General features: G+C 39.7%; 13 protein-coding genes. 7 read left to right on the forward strand and 6 right to left on the reverse strand.

All coding sequences use genetic code 11. From position 1 onward, the window contains the following. Window positions 1-399: 399 nt before the first annotated feature. Complete coding sequence (locus H6731_10605; GenBank protein ID USN50690.1) at window positions 400-1,608, forward strand: hypothetical protein; 1,209 nt, start codon at window positions 400-402, stop codon at window positions 1,606-1,608. A gap of 83 nt (window positions 1,609-1,691) precedes the next feature. On the opposite strand, the gene H6731_10610 is transcribed toward H6731_10605, so the two are convergent. Further along, window positions 1,692-2,258, reverse strand: coding sequence for an ankyrin repeat domain-containing protein (locus H6731_10610; protein ID USN50691.1), 567 nt, complete (start codon window positions 2,256-2,258; stop codon window positions 1,692-1,694). A gap of 161 nt (window positions 2,259-2,419) precedes the next feature. On the opposite strand from H6731_10610, the gene H6731_10615 reads away from it, so the two are divergent. Further along, a complete protein-coding gene (locus tag H6731_10615; GenBank protein ID USN50692.1) occupies window positions 2,420-2,905 on the forward strand; it encodes a hypothetical protein in 486 nt (161 codons plus the stop codon). An 80-nt stretch (window positions 2,906-2,985) separates the two neighbouring features. Continuing rightward, window positions 2,986-3,765, forward strand: coding sequence for an enoyl-CoA hydratase/isomerase family protein (locus H6731_10620; protein ID USN50693.1), 780 nt, complete (start codon window positions 2,986-2,988; stop codon window positions 3,763-3,765). A 48-nt stretch (window positions 3,766-3,813) separates the two neighbouring features. Here the strand turns inward: H6731_10620 and H6731_10625 are convergent, their stop codons facing one another. The 5 genes from H6731_10625 to H6731_10645 all read right to left on the reverse strand — a co-directional run bounded on the left by H6731_10625 (window position 3,814) and on the right by H6731_10645 (window position 13,969). Then, the gene (locus H6731_10625) at window positions 3,814-4,311 is read right to left on the reverse strand and encodes a hypothetical protein (GenBank protein ID USN50694.1); all 498 of its coding nucleotides are present in this window, start codon (window positions 4,309-4,311) and stop codon (window positions 3,814-3,816) included. Window positions 4,312-4,982: 671 nt separating this feature from the next. Then, complete coding sequence (locus H6731_10630) at window positions 4,983-7,625, reverse strand: hypothetical protein (protein USN50695.1); 2,643 nt, start codon at window positions 7,623-7,625, stop codon at window positions 4,983-4,985. A 171-nt stretch (window positions 7,626-7,796) separates the two neighbouring features. Continuing rightward, window positions 7,797-10,403, reverse strand: a complete 2,607-nt coding sequence (locus H6731_10635) for a DUF1554 domain-containing protein (protein USN50696.1) — start codon at window positions 10,401-10,403, stop codon at window positions 7,797-7,799. Between the two features lie 185 nt (window positions 10,404-10,588). Then, window positions 10,589-13,081, reverse strand: a complete 2,493-nt coding sequence (locus H6731_10640) for an AAA family ATPase (GenBank protein ID USN50697.1) — start codon at window positions 13,079-13,081, stop codon at window positions 10,589-10,591. Between the two features lie 276 nt (window positions 13,082-13,357). Continuing rightward, window positions 13,358-13,969, reverse strand: coding sequence for a dephospho-CoA kinase (locus H6731_10645; protein ID USN50698.1), 612 nt, complete (start codon window positions 13,967-13,969; stop codon window positions 13,358-13,360). 305 nt (window positions 13,970-14,274) lie between these two features. On the opposite strand from H6731_10645, the gene H6731_10650 reads away from it, so the two are divergent. The 4 genes from H6731_10650 to ysxC all read left to right on the forward strand — a co-directional run bounded on the left by H6731_10650 (window position 14,275) and on the right by ysxC (window position 19,389). Then, window positions 14,275-15,681, forward strand: a complete 1,407-nt coding sequence (locus tag H6731_10650; protein USN50699.1) for a lipase family protein — start codon at window positions 14,275-14,277, stop codon at window positions 15,679-15,681. Window positions 15,682-15,984: 303 nt separating this feature from the next. Beyond that, a complete protein-coding gene (locus tag H6731_10655) occupies window positions 15,985-17,355 on the forward strand; it encodes a cytochrome c biogenesis protein ResB (protein USN50700.1) in 1,371 nt (456 codons plus the stop codon). Beyond that, complete coding sequence (ccsA, locus tag H6731_10660) at window positions 17,348-18,742, forward strand: cytochrome c biogenesis protein CcsA (GenBank protein USN50701.1); 1,395 nt, start codon at window positions 17,348-17,350, stop codon at window positions 18,740-18,742. Before H6731_10655 ends, ccsA begins: the two co-directional genes overlap by 8 nt. A gap of 44 nt (window positions 18,743-18,786) precedes the next feature. Beyond that, window positions 18,787-19,389: a ribosome biogenesis GTP-binding protein YsxC gene (gene ysxC, locus H6731_10665; GenBank protein ID USN50702.1), complete on the forward strand. Its 603-nt coding sequence runs from the start codon at window positions 18,787-18,789 to the stop codon at window positions 19,387-19,389. Window positions 19,390-19,394 lie beyond the last annotated feature (5 nt).

The following is a 19,394-nucleotide window of genomic DNA, read 5'->3' on the forward strand; positions in this document are numbered from 1 at the left end:
GTTTTAAGTTAATTGTTGTTAGCTTTAGCTTGAACCTGTTTTTCAATCTGTTGATGAAGCAATGGCAGTCCTAATACCGGTACAAAGCCCGATATGCGGTAATAGTCAAGTTTGCTCGCAGGCACAACGAAAAGCAACACTACCTCTGCCAGTCATTGGGGGGGCATTGAAATAGTAGGCTGCGCACAAGAATTGAGCGCTTGATGCGAAAAACTATTTGCTTTTCAAAGTGTTAAAGAATGCATGATATCGTTATCTGTTTATTTGTATATATATATTAATTTTGATTTCTTCTGTAGTTTTAATGTTTTATCAGTACGAATGGCATTGTATGTGTTGCTTTTTACTCTAAAAGGTGTTAGTGGTTATTTGTTGTATAAAAATAAATGAGAAAATAATATGTTCTTAATAAGAATAATAATTGTTGTTTGTTTTCTTTTTATTATAGTCATTGGTTGCGGTAAGAATGATGTGAAGTTAGTGATCGATAGCGAACCAGTTAAAACTACAGGCCTATTTCAGATAAATCCAGAAAAACAGCCAGATTTCCCAAAAAATCTTCCGCTGGAAGAGCACATGAAGGATAATTTTGATTTTTCCCAATTTGAGAGTGTTAATTGGCAAGACATTAATACTTTTGGCGAAACTTGTGACTGCATTGGAACTTCAAAAGAAGAAATTTCGCCATATGGTTTAAAACCTGATTTTGGTATTACGAGAGATAACTATTTTGCCGTAAAAATCGCTGGGGATGGATCATGTTGGATTCGTTCTGCTACCCAAGTTGTGCTATTTCATGCATTTCAATCAGACTTGGCCTTTGATACACTTATAAACAATATCCAGCAGCATGCAGTTAGCTATGCAAAAATTCCAGGTTTTAGTCAACGTTTTCGTCATCATGATTTAATTGCTTTATTAAAGACCCTAAAAACCCTCTCACCTAAAGAGCGTTTAAAGCAGTATAATAAAGTAAAAGTCGATTTGTTATTGGATTATTCAATGAGAGCACTTCTTCATGTAAGATTAGTTACTGAAAATGGAGAGTTAAGCGAGATTTATAAAATCGAAGCAAAAAAAATCCTAACTAGTAAAGAATGGGGTGATGGCTCTGAAGCGAGCATTAAGTTAGCAGCTATGCTTTTAAAGAGTGATCAGATTTTTGCTGCTATTCATGCTGAGTCACATGATCGAAAGTTAGATTACTTGCTCTTATTTTATGTTGAGCCAAGGGAACTAGTATTTTTAGATTTTAAGGGGAAAGCAAAAATAGATTCAGTTAACGAGAAAATAAAAATAGATTTAGCTAGAAATTACATTGAAAGCCGTGAAACACTGTCTCAAGTTAAAGAAGAGTGCCGAGCCAAAAAAGCTGATTATGAGGCTACTCCCCAAGAAAATTCGTCGTTGCGGAAGCAAAGAAGAATTGAGTTTTATTATTGCGAAAATTTTAAACTTAAGGTCAAACAACTAGCAGAGCTGTGGCATCTTAACTCGCTTGCTGACTGTCATAAAAATCAAGCTTTTAGAATTTTTACCTACATGCCGACAAATAACCATTATGAACTTTTAATCCGCAATGATGCCGCAAGAGATTTTGGCATTTAATAGTGGCCTTATTTGCTTTTTTCAGACCCTACCATAATGGGCTCATTGAGGTATCTAGAGCCCTTTAACAAAACAAGTACGAATCAATTTTGAATGAGAGATTTTTCGCGCATCCAGTCTAGGGCGGTTTTATTATTTTCATGAGCAGCGACTTTTTGTGGTGTCCACCCATCGCTGTCCTCTGCCAAAAAATTACCACCATGCTGGTATAAAAGGTTAAAAATTTCAGTTTCGGAATGCCTTCTTACTGCGATATGAACGGGCGTCCATCCTTTATAAAAACAGCCGTGAGAGTTGACGGTATCTTCTAAAGTCGCGTTTGGATCGGCTCCATTCTCAAGTAAAAGCCTAAGTATTTCAATGTTTACTTTTTTATACCTAAGAAGATTATGAAGGGGACTAAAACCATGCTTTAGACGGCAATTTAAGATATTTTCTCTTTGACTATCGGTAAGACGAGAAATAAAATTCTCAACCTTTTGATCATTGTTTTTGCTTATCAGACCATTAAGAGTTTTTCCATCTAGGGGCTGAGCAGAATGGCGGGAGTAATGATTTTGTGAACGATGCCTTCTTTGGGAAGTATTTGATGCGTGTAGAAGAGACGAACAAAAAAATAGGGTGCCAAGCACCAAGACTAAGTTTTTCATAAATCCTCAATATAAAACGACAATTGCTTGTATGAATGTGAACTTAATCGTCAAGTGAGTTTATGATAACTTAAAGATTCTCGATAACAGATTGGTGTGCCTCGTAAAAAAAATACGCCAAAATTTACGCAAGTTCACTATCTCCTATGAAGGAGAAAATTATGAAAAGTTTATTAATTATTTTTACTCTGCTTACTACGCTGAATATAAACGCAAATAGTTTGTCAAACCGGTGTGCTTCACTGGAAACAGAATTGCAAGAAGCTTTATCTCAGCCAAATTTAAAGGCTGAGTTCCTCGATCAGGAGAGCATCAAAAAGTGCTTTAATGCAAAATTGGTTTTAAGCAACAACTATGACGGGTATTCCAAGGATAACTACGAATTATTTATGAATGAATTGAATGGAGTGTTGATCGATATTGATCAGAGCTTGACTATTATGGATCAAGTAAACGAAAATTTGGCTCAGAGTAATCATACATTGGAAGAGTCTCAAGCATTGGTAAATACTATAAATCTTTGGCAATTCACAAAATTTGGAAAGAAATTTTACCTTGTAGCAAGCGGTTTTGGCGATGATGACTTTTTTGTGAATACGCTTTTTAAAGGTGACGAGACAAAAATATTGTTGATGAGAGCTGAATAAATTTAATTTGAGTGCCCTAAAGCCAATTTCTTTGTAGTATGCAGACCTGATTCTAAGAAAGAGCGCTCAAAGGAGAGATTATGTCTGCATTGCTTATAAATTACGAGAAGGATATCGTTCACATTGTGCTCAACCGGCCAGAGGTTCGCAATGCACTCAACAAGGAACTTTTGACCGAGCTTTCTCATGAGCTAGAAAGCATAAATAAAAATTCAAAGCTGCGTGCGGCACTCTTTTATAGCAGTAGTGAGAAAGCATTTTGTGCGGGAGCAGATTTAAAAGAGCGCGCGGCAATGTCAGAACAGGAGACCTTTGGATTTGTAAAACTGATTCAGTCAACAATTAACAAAATTGCACTTTTAAAAATTCCAACTATAGCCGCAGTCAATGGTGAAGCATTTGGTGGAGGGCTTGAGCTTGCATTAGCATGCGATATGCGCATCGGATCAGAGGATATTCAGCTTGGCCTTACTGAGTGTTCATTAGGAATTATACCGGGGGCAGGAGGAACTCAACGGCTCCCAAAAATTGTAGGAATCTCTCGAGCTATGGAGATGATATTCATGGCTAAGCGAATGAAAGGCAAAGAAGCCTACGCTATAGCTTTGCTTAATGAGTTGGTAACTTCTCGCAGTGAGGTGGTTGGCAAAGCACAACAATGGGCGACAATTATTGCCAATAATGCGCCACTAGCGATTAGAGCTGCCAAAAAGGCTCTTACAAAAAATAATGCCAAAACTTTTAATGATGCCTTGGCTTTTGAGCTTGAATGCTATCAAGAAATAATTTCCACCAGCGATCGTTTAGAAGCTCTGCGCGCTTTTAGAGAAAAAAGACTGCCACAATTCCGTGGTGAATAAATTTTAGGCTATTTGGCTACAAATTTTACCAACACCCAAGTAAAAATTTTATTTAGTTGGAGTTTTCTGTGGTGTCTGTGGAGGCCTCATATACATGTGTCCTCTTCCATGATGCATCATCCAATCTTGATTGTTTTGGTGCATTGGCATTGGAGCTGAATAGTTATGCATTGGATGTGGTTGAGGTAGTGTCTGGGGTTTTAAGGTTTTTGCAGGCTCATCGGGATCGGCAGATTGGTCTGGTTGATAACCATACATGTGCATGAAGGGCATGCTGCTTCCCATGTGATGCTGGTGCCAAGGCTCATTCATCATTAAGGGATGGGGAAAGTTCCAAGAGGAGCCTTCATCGTTCATGATGATAGAGTGTGAGCTTAAGAAGCTTAGGTAGCCAAGGCCCACAAAGGCGATGAGGGTAACTAAAAATCCTAGCACTTTTGCTAGAATAACACCGCGACCATGCGAGCGATAAGCCCAGATGCTGATCGATACTCCAAGAGTAAAAGTAATTAAACCTAAAAAAAATGCTGCGATAATGGTAATCATATGTATGTTCTTTTGAATTGATTAAAAAACTACGCTCGTTATCCTATTAAAAACCCAGATCTGAAACATTAAAAAATAGGATCATTTAGACTGAATATTTCTAATTTATTGATTTAGAGACTGTTTTGAAAATAGTTTTTCGCTAACCAAAGAAAGCATTTTTTGACCACTATCACGTGTCATTACCTCTATCCCCTGTCATCCACGCGCAGGTGGGGAAGCAAATAGAGGGTCATAGTTGCTCTTTTAGTTCAATGAGTGACACTTTTTTTAACTATGCAGCACTATCGGCTCTATTTCTATATTCAAAAAGAAACGGCTGACTTTATGTCGGAGGTAGCAATGACTTGTTTCATAGGAGTTATATGGCAAGCGAAGAAGTTATTTACATGGAATGATTTATATTTTCATTTTTACTAGACAGTTAGCTGTTTTTGCTGGATCCCCGCCTGCGCGGGGATGACAAGTGATAATAGTCAAAATGATGGGTGGTCGAGCACACCTTAGTTTGGTTAAACAAATCAAGGAGATTTTCAAAAGACTAAGAATAACTGCCTGCTTATACTTAATTTTTATATTCATTTAGCAATTGCATATATTTTGCTAGCACGGCTTAACAACACCATTTTGATTTTCCAAACAGTCTTTTGAAGATTGTTTTGAAAATAGGGTTAACAGCCAGTATCGATTTCAAAACAATAAAGGTGTCTTGGTTGATTGCAATTTCCAACCCCGTAGTGAATCCAAACGGGACCAGCATAGTTTGAGCGTCCTCGATAGCCTCGATGGAATTGTTTTGCAGATGTCCAGTTGTTGCAGTTATTGGATAGTTCAGCGGTACCATCAGGTTTGGTGCCGGTCCAAACGAAATTATTGCCCACATTATTGCCGAATTCGTCTACATTTATAGCTTGGTCTAAAACTCCATCAAAGAGATCAGCTTTGCTGTGTGCTATGACATTCGGTGGCCCACTGAGCATGACCCAGGCTTTATCGTTGCAGTTTATTAATCTGTCAAATGCATTAGAGGTGTCATCAGAGATAAGAGCTACCCAGGTACCTCCTAGTGAAGCAGCATCTGCTCTCGCTTGGCACAATGAATCAGCAGTGACAACTTCTAGTGTTGTTTCGCTGTTATTAAATTTTTTGGAGTTTCCAAAAGAACCGTCATAGGTTGTACTTGTAATAAATACATTGAGGGTTGATGGGGCACAATCATCATCAAATTCATCGATATTATCGTCGCAGTCATCGTCGATACCATTATCGCAGATTTCTACGCCAGGAGTACCAGAGCAGACACCGCCACTGCATACATCGCCGCTCGTACATGTCATTCCATCATCGCAAGGAGAAGTATTATTGGGGTGAGTACAATTGCCGAGTTGGCAGTAGTCATCAGTGCAAACGTTGGTGTCAGCAGTGCAAGGAGTGCCATTAGTTAGAGGAGTGAATTGGCAACTACCCAAGAAACACGCACCTGTGGTGCATTCATTGCCATCATCACAAATTATGGCGGTACTGTTACATATTCCTGCGCTGCACAAATCATTGGTGCATGCATCGCCGTCGGAGCAAATATTGCTATCGTCATTTGTGCTGAGACATGACCCTGCACTGCATGCATCGTCGGTGCAATCATTGCCATCAGAACAGGTATTGCTATCGTTGTTAGTAGCATTGCACAGCGTGGCGAGGCATGTGTTATCGGTGCAAGGATTTCCATCGTCTTGACACGTAGTTCCTGTAGGGCAATCGAGAGTATCAAGACAATCGACTAACAAGTCTCCGTCGTTATCTACGCCATCATCGCAGATTTCTCCGCCGCAATCGGGGTCAAGTCCATCGATTAAACCATCGCAATCATCATCTATGCCGTTAGCGCAATTTTCTATTCCTGGTGTTCCCGCACAAACACCATCGGTACAAATATCGCTTGATGTACAGGCCTGGCCATCATCACAAGAAGTTCCATTGGAGACATTGGTTGATTGGCAGGTTCCTGTTATCAAACATATGTCAGTAGTGCACTGATTAGAATCAGTGCATAGATTGGCATCGTTACCTTGATTTACGCAAAAACCTGTTGATGGATCGCATGTGTCGTCTGTGCAGCTTTCACTATCGTTACAATCTATTGCCACAGCTCCAAGGCAAGATCCTGCACTGCAACTTTCACCGGTGGTGCAGAGGTCGCCGTCTTCACAACTTTGTGCATCGCAATCTGGGTCTTCACAATCTATGAGTCCGTCAAAATCATTGTCGATCAAATCGCTGCAGTTAGTTTCATCGAGATAGCAATCCCCTCCACAAACACATCCGGTAGGGACAGGAGTAGCACCATCACATTCTTCATAAGGGCGATTAAAAGCCAAACCATCGAGGCCATCCTGCACGAGTGTTGCAGGGAGCTTTATAAATGAAAACTCTCCAGTTGTTGTATTAAAAGTGCCGAGATAATTCTCTGAAGGAGAGGACATACCTGAAGCTTTATTGTTGATGGAAGCATAAATAATACCCGTTAAAAAATCAGCTTCCAGGCCATTGGTACGTGGACGGTTATTGGCAGGGTCAAAGAAAATCAAATCGGTTATGGGGGTAGCCATTCCTGTTGAGGTATCAAGTTTCGAGAGCTTAAAATTACCGGCTTGATAAAGAGGTTGAGATGGGTAGGTAGGAAACTCGGCAAAAGTAAGGCCATTGCCTATTTCAGCTTGGGCAAAATTGGGATCACCAACTTCGGTATAAGCGCCAGTGCTGACATTTATTGTACCGAGCCTGTCTTCGTTAACACTGTTTTGTGGACTTTGTTTTTTATAAACGAATAATTGCCCGTATTGATTAAAGCTCATATCAGTCAGAGCGGTGCCTGTTGCTAAAGCCACTCCAGTTTGTCCAATCACGGTGGCTTGCGCAGTTTGGCAATCGATGGTCATTAGAATACTTTTGTTATTGTAGGGATTTTGTGTACCAGTACCGAGAGCATAGAGCACGCCTTCAGGAGAAAAATCGAGACTTGTAACCCTTCGAATCTGCATTCCTGTGCCGCTTTGGGCTATAGCTCCAATATCGATTACTTGTCCATCATAGGCATTGACTGCATAGAGATGGCTTTGAGTCTGTGGGTTGATAGAGTCAGTCGCATAGAGTTTGTATGGGCAATTAGGGTTCATAAAGTTGTAGGGCAATACTTCTTGAATTCCGTTGCCGCAGCCGCAAACCTGAGCAGATTCACCTTCATCTGATTTCTTTGCGTTAAGTGCAGAGGCAAAAGTAATCGATAATAAAAATAGTGCTACAAAAAAACGCATCACGATTTGCTCTTTATGTTTTATGTGACTGTCTTATGGTACAAATTTTATTGTGATAATTCTAAAAAATAGTTTTGTTTTAAAGATTTTTTATTTTTATTAGCATATATCGATTAAATTACGTGTTTAATCATCGTTAGTGCTGTCTGAATTTTATGTTGAAATATTGTTTTTCTAACAGCCAGTATCGATTTCAAAGCAATAGAGGTGTCTTGTTTGATTGCAGTTATTCGAGCCGTAATGGATCCAGTAATTATCAGTATAGAACGAGCGCCCTAAGTAACCCCTTTGAGTGTTACTCCCTGAGCTCCAATTGTTACAGTTAAAAGATGGCTCAAACGTGCCATCGATTTTTGTTCCGGTCCAAACGAAATTATTGCCCACATTATTGCCGAATTCGTCTACATTTATAGCTTGGTCTAAAACTCCATCAAAGAGATCAGCTTTGCTGTGAGCTATTATATTGGGTGGGCCGCTCAGTAAAATCCATGACTTATCGTTACAATTGAGCACTCGATCAAAAGCATTGGAAGTATTATCAGATATCATTGCTACCCATGTTCCACCCAAAGATTGTGAATCAGCTCGTGCTTGGCATAAGCCATCTGCCCCTGAGACTCCACCTAAGTTTCCATTATAGCTTGTACTGGAAACAAATACCCTTAGGTTTTCTGCAAAGCAATCATCATCAAATTCATCGATATTATCGTCGCAGTCATCGTCGATACCATTATCGCAGATTTCTACGCCAGGAGTACCAGAGCAGACACCGCCACTGCATACATCGCCGCTCGTACATGTCATTCCATCATCGCAAGGAGAAGTATTATTGGGGTGAGTACAATTGCCGAGTTGGCAGTAGTCATCAGTGCAAACGTTGGTGTCAGCAGTGCAAGGAGTGCCATTAGTTAGAGGAGTGAATTGGCAACTACCCAAGAAGCACGCACCTATGGTGCATTCATTGCCATCATCACAAATTATGGCGGTACTGTTACATATTCCTGTGCTGCACAAATCATTGGTGCATGCATCGCCGTCGGAGCAAATATTGCTATCGTCATTTGTGCTGAGACATGACCCTGCACTGCATGCATCGTCGGTGCAATCATTGCCATCAGAACAGGTATTGCTATCGTTGTTAGTAGCATTGCACAGCGTGGCGAGGCATGTGTTATCGGTGCAAGGATTTCCATCGTCTTGACACGTAGTTCCTGTAGGGCAATCGAGAGTATCAAGACAATCGACTAACAAGTCTCCGTCGTTATCTACGCCATCATCGCAGATTTCTCCGCCGCAATCGGGGTCAAGTCCATCGATTAAACCATCGCAATCATCATCTATGCCGTTAGCGCAATTTTCTATTCCTGGTGTTCCCGCACAAACACCATCGGTACAAATATCGCTTGATGTACAGGCCTGGCCATCATCACAAGAAGTTCCATTGGAGACATTGGTTGATTGGCAGGTTCCTGTTATCAAACATATGTCAGTAGTGCACTGATTAGAATCAGTGCATAGATTGGCATCGTTACCTTGATTTACGCAAAAACCTGTTGATGGATCGCATGTGTCGTCTGTGCAGCTTTCACTATCGTTACAATCTATTGCCACAGCTCCAAGGCAAGATCCTGCACTGCAACTTTCACCGGTGGTGCAGAGGTCGCCGTCTTCACAACTTTGTGCATCGCAATCTGGGTCTTCACAATCTATGAGTCCGTCAAAATCATTGTCGATCAAATCGCTGCAGTTAGTTTCATCGAGATAGCAATCCCCTCCACAAACACATCCGGTAGGGACAGGAGTAGCACCATCACATTCTTCATAAGGGCGATTAAAAGCCAAACCATCGAGGCCATCCTGCACGAGTGTTGCAGGGAGCTTTATAAATGAAAACTCTCCAGTTGTTGTATTAAAAGTGCCGAGATAATTCTCTGAAGGAGAGGACATACCTGAAGCTTTATTGTTGATGGAAGCATAAATAATACCCGTTAAAAAATCAGCTTCCAGGCCATTGGTACGTGGACGGTTATTGGCAGGGTCAAAGAAAATCAAATCGGTTATGGGGGTAGCCATTCCTGTTGAGGTATCAAGTTTCGAGAGCTTAAAATTACCGGCTTGATAAAGAGGTTGAGATGGGTAGGTAGGAAACTCGGCAAAAGTAAGGCCATTGCCTATTTCAGCTTGGGCAAAATTGGGATCACCAACTTCGGTATAAGCGCCAGTGCTGACATTTATTGTACCGAGCCTGTCTTCGTTAACACTGTTTTGTGGACTTTGTTTTTTATAAACGAATAATTGCCCGTATTGATTAAAGCTCATATCAGTCAGAGCGGTGCCTGTTGCTAAAGCCACTCCAGTTTGTCCAATCACGGTGGCTTGCGCAGTTTGGCAATCGATGGTCATTAGAATACTTTTGTTATTGTAGGGATTTTGTGTACCAGTACCGAGAGCATAGAGCACGCCTTCAGGAGAAAAATCGAGACTTGTAACCCTTAGAATAGGCATAGCGGTACCTGTTTCTGCTATAGCTCCAATATCGATCATTTGCCCATCGTAAGTATTGACAGCAAAGAGGTGACTTTGACTCAGTGGGTTAATAGTATTTGTTGCATAGAGTTTGTATGGGCAATTAGGGTTCATAAAGTTGTAGGGCAATACTTCTTGAATTCCGTTGCCGCAGCCGCAAACCTGAGCAGATTCACCTTCATCTGATTTCTTTGCGTTAAGTGCAGAGGCAAAAGTAATCGATAATAAAAATAGTGCTACCAAAAAACGCATCACGATTTGCTCTTTATGTTTTATGTGACTGTCTTATGATACCAATTTTATTGTGATAATTCTAAAAATATGAACTTACACTGGTTTTAAAAGATAAAAAATAAAACCCTTTTTGTTTAAAATTACTCCAGTGATTTTAAATAAATAACTGCAATAAAGAAAAAAGGGTTTTTATGGGCACTGTAGAATCACAACATTTCTGAATTTGTTATTTTTTCTTTCTTTGAAGGGACGGCTAAATCATGCTCAGACTTATTTGAGCGATGCCGTTCGCGCATGTAATTAAAGTGTTTGAGTGTTTCCAATGTTCGAGCCTTAATGGATTGTGGACTACCATCCCATGCGATTCCTGTTAAAGCTTCCATAGCATCAGATACGGTATCAACGGCTATAATATTAAATTTGCCGGCCTTAGCACTTTTTAGAATTTCATCGCTTACCATCAAATCCGAGACATTTTGAGAAGGAATAATTACACCATGAATCTCTTGGCTTTGTTTTTCTTGGCATACTTTAAAGAAGCCTTCTATCTTTTGATTGACTCCTCCGACAGCTTGAACATGGCCCATCTGATCGATAGCACCCGTCATAGCAAAACGCTGTTCTATAGGGATTTGCGATAGGGCAGAGAGTAGGGTGCATGCCTCTGCCATTGAGGCAGAGTCTCCATCCACGTCACTATAGGTTTGTTCCATACAAAGGGTTGCTGAAAAGGCGAAAGGTAGCGAACGACCAAAAAGGCTTGCAAGTAAGCCTCGAATAATGAGACGGCCTTTGGAGTGAAAGGTACCTCCTTGTTCTGCTTCTCGCTCAATATCAATAATTTCACCTTTGCCGCAACCAGTCTGGCACGTAACCCTCAGAGGAATGCCAAATTCATAGGTACCGACTTCAACTACGGTAAGAGCATTAGCTTGACCAACAACGCTCCCCGAAGTTTGGATCATAAGTTTGCCATTTTTAACTTCATCGAGAATTTGCGTTTCTACAAAACCTTCTCGTTCACATCGAGCTCTTAATGCGTTCTGAATATGTTGGGGTTCAATTTTTTTAGACTTGTCTTTACGGGCCCAAAAATTTGATTCTCTCAGTAAATCAGCAATTTCCCCTAGTCGACATGTAATTTTGTTTTTATTTCCTGAGAGACGTATGGCATGCTCCATAACACTTCCTGCGCCCTCTGGACTGAGTTTGAGTAAGGACTCCTCGCTGCAGAGTGCATTGATGAATGAAATATAGCGCTCGAGATTATCTTTGGAACGATCAACTTCCAAATCAAAATCGGCCTTAACCTTGAATAGAACTTGAAAATCAGGATCATTACGAGCAAGGGCGTAATATATTTCTGGGGTACCAATCAAAATAATTTTGAGGTGCAAGGGAACTGGCTCGGGACGCAAGGATGCAAGAGAGACCATTCGACCAGGCTCACCAGGATCATCAAGTTCAATTTCACGATTTTTAAGTGCTCTTTTGAGGCCTTCCCAGGCTCCAGGATCTCGTAACAGTTCTTGGGCCTCAAGAATAAGAAATCCTCCATTGGCTCGGTAAAGTGCGCCGGCTCTGATACGTGTGTAGTCTGTGATGGTTTCGCCAGCACGAATTCTTTGCTCGATGCGGCCAATGATGTTTGAAGCTGTAGGATGAGTTTCGAAAACGACTGGAGCCCCAGCATCTTTTGCATGAGATACAAGCACATTGACCCGATAACGCAGCCAAAGTGGCTCATCGTATTCATTGTCATCATCTTCATCAAGATTTTTTTTCCTAAGTTGCCCTGCAGAAATTCCTTCGTGATTTTCAGGCTGCAGGTTTTTATCTTCATGAATAAATCGACGGATTCGATTCAGTATATCGTCTTCTATCAGGTTCAGATGATTTACAATCCGTTTGTGTGCTTTCCAGGTTGATCGTGTAGTTTCAAAAATACCCTCGATAGCTTGCCTTGCAGTTTCTCTTTCTAGTTCCTCATAGGCATCCTCGCCTTCTTTTTCAGCCAATCGTACTTTGCGCATGGATTCTTCCAATTTGGCTTCTAATTTTTCGGCTGACATTTCTAATTTTTGTTTTTCTTTGTTGCTGAGTTTATCAAATTCATCCTCAGTCAGAGCATCACCCTTTTTATTGGCGGGGGTCAGGGTAATGGCTGCGCCGCTATGAGAGAGCACAAAAGAATTTTGTGAAGCTTCTTCTTCTATTTCTCTAAGTGCAAGGTCTGTTCTTTCTCTGCACTCATCTTGAATAACCTGCCGAGATAACAGATAGCTGTCAGCTTCAAATGCTTTTTCTAGATGAATGATAACTTTCTCAATTAATGTTTCGTAACTTTTTTTGAGTTTAGGCCCTAGAGATGGAGGGAGCAAAACAGAAAGTGGCCGATCTTTGTCTGTGAAATTATAGAGAAGTACCACATCTTGCGGGGTAATTTCTTTTTTAGATCTATCGCTCAGCAGCCTTTCAATTGTTGAAGTGCGCCCTGTACCTGAAGCTCCCACCACAAAAATATTGTAGCCGCGCTGTTTGATGCCAAGGCCAAGTTCCAAGGCAGACATTGCACGATCTTGTGCCACAGCACCAATACGCCCAGTTTTTTTGCTTCGACGCTGTTCAAGAATGTGCCGAGCCCCAGCAAAATCTGAAAAGCGCCAACGTAGTTCTTCAAGTGGTAAATAATGAATCACTGGTGTACCTCTTTAATGCGCCTGGATAGCAAGCTTAGAAAAATTTTGAACAAAATTTTTTCTGCGCCCAACTAGTTTATCTAAAAGTGTTCAAAAAAAGTATCAAAGCAGAGTTATAAGAATAAAAGCTAGGCTTGCATTCCTGGTAAAAAAGCTTGAATTATCCCGTAGAATCAGGCTTTTTAACTGTTTATAAAATGAAATCTTTTAAGATGGTTTGCTTATTTTTAAACTCAAAATTTTGTATTTTATTAAGCAAAACATAATCCTAACAGATTATTTTTCATCAAGATCTTGGTTGCATATTTTTTTCCAAATATTTTTTATCTTTAAATAGAGATCGTCTTTGGTTCCGCTATTATCAATAATTTCGTCAGCCTTCATTATTTTTTCTGAATTAGGCATTTGTCTTTCCAAGCGTCTTTTTGCTTCTTCATAACTAATATCGTCACGCACCATAGCTCTTTTAATCATTTTTTGCTGGGGAGCCGTTATGAGAATTATTTTATCGAAATGCAACTCAAGATTTTTTTCAAAAAGCAGGGGAGCCATGTAGACTACCACGCTTTCTTTGTGAGCTTTATGTTTTTTAAGTTCTTCAAGAAACAATTGGTGAACAGCCGGGTGTACAATCGCTTCTAATTTTTCGAGCTGCTCTTGGTCGTTAAACACAATAGAGGCGAGCGCTTTGCGATTGAGGGATAAATTGGCGTTGAGTATGTTGGGTCCAAATGTACTTACGATTTTCTTTAGGCACATAGAGCCAGGAGAACATACGCTGCGTGCAAGCTCGTCAGCATCAATTACCGGCACGTGTGCTTTGATCAGAAACTCGGCAACCGTACTTTTCCCGCTGGCAAAGCTACCGGTGAGACCGATAATCATCATGTGAATGTTCCTCAAAAATATTGCTGCCGCTATGGCATCGATTATTGCAAGCCGCAAAGTCTAACTAAGCTAAGTAATTTGTAAAGATGCGATAAAAAGTAAAACCATTGATAGTGTAATTGTGGCTGCCATCCATTCAGAGAGATGCATCAAACTCAATTGGTGTGGTTGATTGATAAGATCTACTTTTGAATGATTTGTGCTTCTATTTGATGAGATTATATTTATTTTTTAATATTATGTGATTAAAATGTTACAATTGTGGAATCATATTGCTTTTTTTGTCTCTTGATTGGGTTAAGTTGATGTTAAATTTGCTCAGGTTTAGCTGTTTTGTTTTTGCTGTATGCTTGTTATTTGTTTTGGCATGTTCGTCAGAGGAAAATAATAAAAATTTAACACCAAAAAATAGAGTAAATAGCGAGCAATATTCGAATTTTAATGAAACAAAATCTAAGGCAAAAAAAGAACTTGCAGCTTATAAGTCTGAATATAGTAAAATAGATTCATTGATTAATGATAAATATAGCGGTTTTAATAATCATTACCGTATCTCTAAGGGGGAAAACAGCTTTTTTACTCGATTAGATTATAAACAGGTGCAATTTTATGCTGATCTTTCTGACTTAATTTACGTTAAAAAATATAAAGAATTTGATGATGTTGTTAGAGAGTTAGAGTTGAAATTAAAAGATGATAACTACAAAGAATATGAATTGTTGAGCACACTGGAAAGAAATTTTGGAAAAAATTCCAAAGAACTGTCAGCAATTTTTCTTTACAATGAATCAATAAACCACCTCATCGTTGTGTTTAAGGGGACAGTTACGATGGCGGATTGGTTAAAAAATATTTCCTTTAAAAACTATAGTGGTTTAGATCCAAGTGAGTCACTCAAAGCTATCGATGGGTCAAGTCTGAATATCCATGAAGGCTTTGCCCGCGCATATATTGAGGGGCTTAGTTCGGCATTCCTATACAAGTTTGATGATTTTTTTATAAATCGTTATACCGTTCCCGCTGATAGTACGTTGCCACTTCGAATAACTACTACGGGACATTCATTAGGAGGAGCATTGGCTCTTATTTTGGCGAACGATTTACCCAGACTTTTAATTGGTGTTGGGAAATTTTTTGATGATTCCCAAGTGTTGATCGAAACCATAACTTTTGGTGCTCCTCGAGTCTATGATGCTCAATCGTCAAGAATAGTAGAACAAGCTTTAGCTGGGGCCCACAATATTATTCGTATAGTAAATGAAGGAGACCCTGTTCCTGATATGCCGAGCAAAACTCTGCTTGGGGGAGCAGACATTGGAACCCCAATCTACATACCATATTCAGGCTTTGTCAAAAATCCTTTGCAGCATATGATGGGTAAATATGCCAAAGAATCTGCTCATGTTTTTAAAAAAATCAAGCAAGATGCGCTTAAAGCTCGTGAAGTCAAGGACAAAATAATTGAGCTAAAAGCTGAATTAGGTGACAAAAGTGAAAATTTATTTGATAAAGTCGACGAAAGAGAAAAATTAAAGATGTTATTAGATAAAAATAAATCAAGGCTCATGCTTACGAGAAGAGTTTTAAAAATGGTAAGAGATGAACACTTTCATCTTCCGCTATCCGATTTGAAAGAATTTGAAAGAGAAGAAAAACTCTTAATTGAAAACAATAAAAAATTATTAAGTGAATTAGGGCGCTTATCGAACTAGTTCTCATGTTTGAGTAAACTAAGAAACTTTTTTGTGGGTTTTAGAAACCATTGAAATTTAGATATCGTGCAACTGGGTTCCAGCTAAAAACCTGATGACTTTTAAACGCCAAAGCAGATCTAGTTAGTTTTTAACTGTGTTCAAAATAGTCTCTAATAGATGTGAATAGCGATGAGTGTGATAGCTTTTCTTTTTGATAGCATCACACATAAAATGAATGCACGAGTTAAAAGTACCTGCATTGTCATTTTCACGAGTGAAACTTATGTTGCCAGGCGTACTTCATTAAATGAGGAGCGCTTAGTGAACAGCCGTTCGCGAAAAATTATTGATGCACTGTGGCGGTTATTTATTTCTCTAAAGCTTACCTTTGTATTGCTTGTGTTCATTTCTTTAGGCGCAGTGCTTGGCATGTTTTTTGATCAAACCATAAGTTATGAAGAGTTTTATCAGAATCATTCAGCTACAGGTTTTACATCATGGTTTTTAAGTTTTTTTGAACTTTACGATACCTTTCATTCATGGTGGTTTTCTTGCGCTTTATTGTTGCTGGCAGCGAACTTAATTGCTTGCTCTATAGAACGGCTGCCTAGAATTTATTTTGATGCAATAAGGCCCAGACCATTTCTTACTGATAGGCGTTTAAGCGGACTAAAGCTCAAAGCTCATTTGCAGTTTTCCTCACTGAGTGAAGCACAGGCACGTGTGCGCTCTTTTCATAAGTCTCTGAAGCAGCCTATCGGCACCATTAACGGCAGTGAATTTTATTTTTTTGATTCCAAAGTGGTAGGACGTTTTGGGGTTTACATTGTTCACATCGCTTTGTTAATAATCATGTTTTCGTCAATTTATGCCACTCAAAATGGGGTTGATGGACATGTTTTGATCGAAGAAGGCAAAAAAACTCGCTTTATCACGGCTAAAGGTGCGGGTGGTGTAAGCTATACGCACGATTTAGGTTTTTATATTGGCTGTAATGATTTTCGCCTGCAAACTTTTGTTGATAATAGCCCCATGGAATATGAATCTGATTTATTTATTGATAATGAAGATTTAGATCGAGTTATTCAAAAAACTGTAAGGGTAAATGAGCCACTGAGTTTTCAGGGCTACACATTTTATCAATCAAGTTTTAAACCGATAGTATCTGAAAAAAAAGTCGAGATAGAAGTTGCCGATCAACATCATTACAAAAAGCGAGTAAATCTGCGTTTGGGTGAGGCCCTGAGCTTGCCCAATGGTGATAAAATAATCCCTGAAAAAATTTATGAGGATTTTGCTGGTCTCGGTCAAGCACTACGGCTGCAGCAGAAAAGTCCTGACGATAGTGCAACTTATTTTCATATTTTTAGACGCTATCCTGATTTTGATCGCGTGGTTCGCAATGATATATATTTTGTCAATTTCTTGGGAGCAGATCAGCAGTACGCAACGGGGTTGAGCATTGGCAATGTGCCAGGCATTGCTCTTATCTTTGGTGGTTTTGTGATTTTATTGCTTGGTCTTTATTTGTGTTTTTTTGTAAGCCCAGTGCGATTTTTTGCACGTATAGATGCAAAAGATTCGGGATACCAGGTGATAGTAGCCGCTCAAGGATTTAGGCACCTAACAGCTGTAGAAGAAGATTATCTAAAACGGATCAAAACTTTGAATAAGGGTAAACAATATGGATAGCACCACTTTGTATAATCTTTCTACTGGTGGTTATGTAGCAAGCCTTGCGCTTTTTGCTGTGCACCTCGTAAAAGCTCGGAAATTAATTATAAAAACTGGCCTCATAGTAGTTGCCTGTTCATTTTTAATTCAGACAGGTGGAATGTTGCTACGCTGGATTGAGGCTGGCCACCTTGAAGTTAATGCTACAGAGCTTGCTATTGGGCAAAAATTAAGTGGTTGGTCGTGGTTTGTGGTTTTTACCCAGCATCCGCCGTGGTCGAATCTTTATGAAATCATGATCTATATGAGCTGGGGCATCGTGATGGTGACTTTGTTTGCAGAGATCAAATGGCAGTTTGCTTGGTTGCGTCAGACAGGAATTATTTTGGCCCTAATGACACTTGGTATCGCAGCGCTTACCGATGCCTCTATCAAACCCTTAGTTCCTGCCTTGAAAAGCTGGTGGATAATGATCCATGTGATTTCCGCATCGGTAGCTTATGCTGCAGGCTCTATTGCAGCATTTATCAGTCTGTTTGCTCTTATGAAAGATGAAAAGCGTGTGCCTCGCAAAAAGTTTGCAGCTTTTAGCATGCTGCTCATGGCTGTGCTTTTGTTTTGTTTGGGTGGAGGAGGGCATCTTTTAACAGAGCAGTCTTATTTCGTAAAACTTCTGGCTCATGCAGGCGACAGCATCGTCAATGTTTTTGACTTGGCAAATAATTCTGCTGCCTATTTAACACCTATGCCAAACGCTGGCTGGTTAATTATTTTTGCTGTGCTTGTTCATGTCTTTGGTGCAGCGTCTTTATTGCTATCACCCTCCAAAAAACAAGTTAATTCAATTTTTTTATTAAGCCTCTTGAGCACTGTTGCCGTGTTTGGAAACATGATTTTTCATGACATGCGTCGCACCACTATTGTTTTAGAAGATTCGCTCTCTCATCATTTATCACCAGCCGGCCCATGGTTTATCAGTTTTAAATCTCATGTGTGGAGTTTTTCATTATTAGTGTTGGTGTTGTTGTTGGAATGCTTTATTGCCTATTTTTTGCTGTACAGTGAAAAAATTACCAATAAATTGGCGGCGGTAGAAAAGCTTGAGGGTGCAGCATACAAAGCGATTTCGCTGTCGTTTTTTCTCATGTCGATCGTTTTGATTACCGGAGCATTGTGGGCACATTACGCTTGGGGCCGATACTGGGCATGGGATCCCAAGGAGACGGGGGCCTTAGCAATTTGGCTTATTTATGCTATCTATTTGCATGCACGCAGAACTGCCGGGCTTTTTGGCCCTTTTAGTTCAGTTCTGGGGGTTTTAGGTTTTTTTGTCATTATCATTGGATTTTTGGGGGTAAACTTAGGTTTATTTTCCGATGGACTTCACACCTATGGCAATGGTTAATATTGTGAGATTTTTCAAAGGTATAAATTATTTTTGAGGCATTGATGGAAATTAAAGTTTTAGACAGTCATTTTTTGTATTCGGTGCCTAAACTTGCGATAATGCGTGAATTGGGGGGCGAGATAGCTTTCATCGGACGTTCCAATTCAGGAAAATCTTCCTTGATTAATGCTGTGTGTCAAAAGAAAGATTTGGCCAGAACATCAAAATTGCCAGGGCGCACACGCCATGCGGTGGTATATCAAATGGTGATGAGCGATGACACTCAACAAAAAAATATTACTTTGGTAGATCTGCCAGGATTTGGTTTTGCCAGCATGTCCAAAAAGGAAGCTCAAGAGTGTGAAGATTTAATTTTTTCCTACTTGGAAAAACGCCATTCTCTAAAGCAAATTTTTTTACTGTTGGATATTCGCCGAGATCCGGATGAGCGAGAGAAACATATTGTAAAAATTGCTAAAAATAGAGGAATTGATTTGTTTTTTATCCTGACCAAGTGCGACAAAGTCTCGCTTTCAGCTCGCAAGCCCATTGTAAAAAAACTTGTTGAAACTCTGGAACTTGATTCCGATAGAGTTTTTCTTCATTCCACTCATGACGAAAAATATAAGCACGTTTTACAGACTAAGATTTTTGAATCTTTTTAGGTCCG

It is taken from the genome of Myxococcales bacterium (genome assembly GCA_023898405.1).
Taxonomy (GTDB): Bacteria; Myxococcota; UBA727; order UBA727; family JABDBI01.

Excerpts from the sequence above, each read along its gene's own strand:
- H6731_10625 (USN50694.1), bottom strand. The coding sequence starts at position 4,311 with ATGATTACCATTATCGCAGCATTTTTTTTAGGTTTAATTACTTTTACT.
- H6731_10605 (USN50690.1), top strand. The coding sequence starts at position 400 with ATGTTCTTAATAAGAATAATAATTGTTGTTTGTTTTCTTTTTATTATA.
- H6731_10650 (USN50699.1), top strand. The coding sequence starts at position 14,275 with ATGTTAAATTTGCTCAGGTTTAGCTGTTTTGTTTTTGCTGTATGCTTG.
- ccsA (USN50701.1), top strand. The coding sequence starts at position 17,348 with ATGGATAGCACCACTTTGTATAATCTTTCTACTGGTGGTTATGTAGCA.
- H6731_10645 (USN50698.1), bottom strand. The coding sequence starts at position 13,969 with ATGATGATTATCGGTCTCACCGGTAGCTTTGCCAGCGGGAAAAGTACG.
- H6731_10610 (USN50691.1), bottom strand. The coding sequence starts at position 2,258 with ATGAAAAACTTAGTCTTGGTGCTTGGCACCCTATTTTTTTGTTCGTCT.
- H6731_10615 (USN50692.1), top strand. The coding sequence starts at position 2,420 with ATGAAAAGTTTATTAATTATTTTTACTCTGCTTACTACGCTGAATATA.
- H6731_10620 (USN50693.1), top strand. The coding sequence starts at position 2,986 with ATGTCTGCATTGCTTATAAATTACGAGAAGGATATCGTTCACATTGTG.
- ysxC (USN50702.1), top strand. The coding sequence starts at position 18,787 with ATGGAAATTAAAGTTTTAGACAGTCATTTTTTGTATTCGGTGCCTAAA.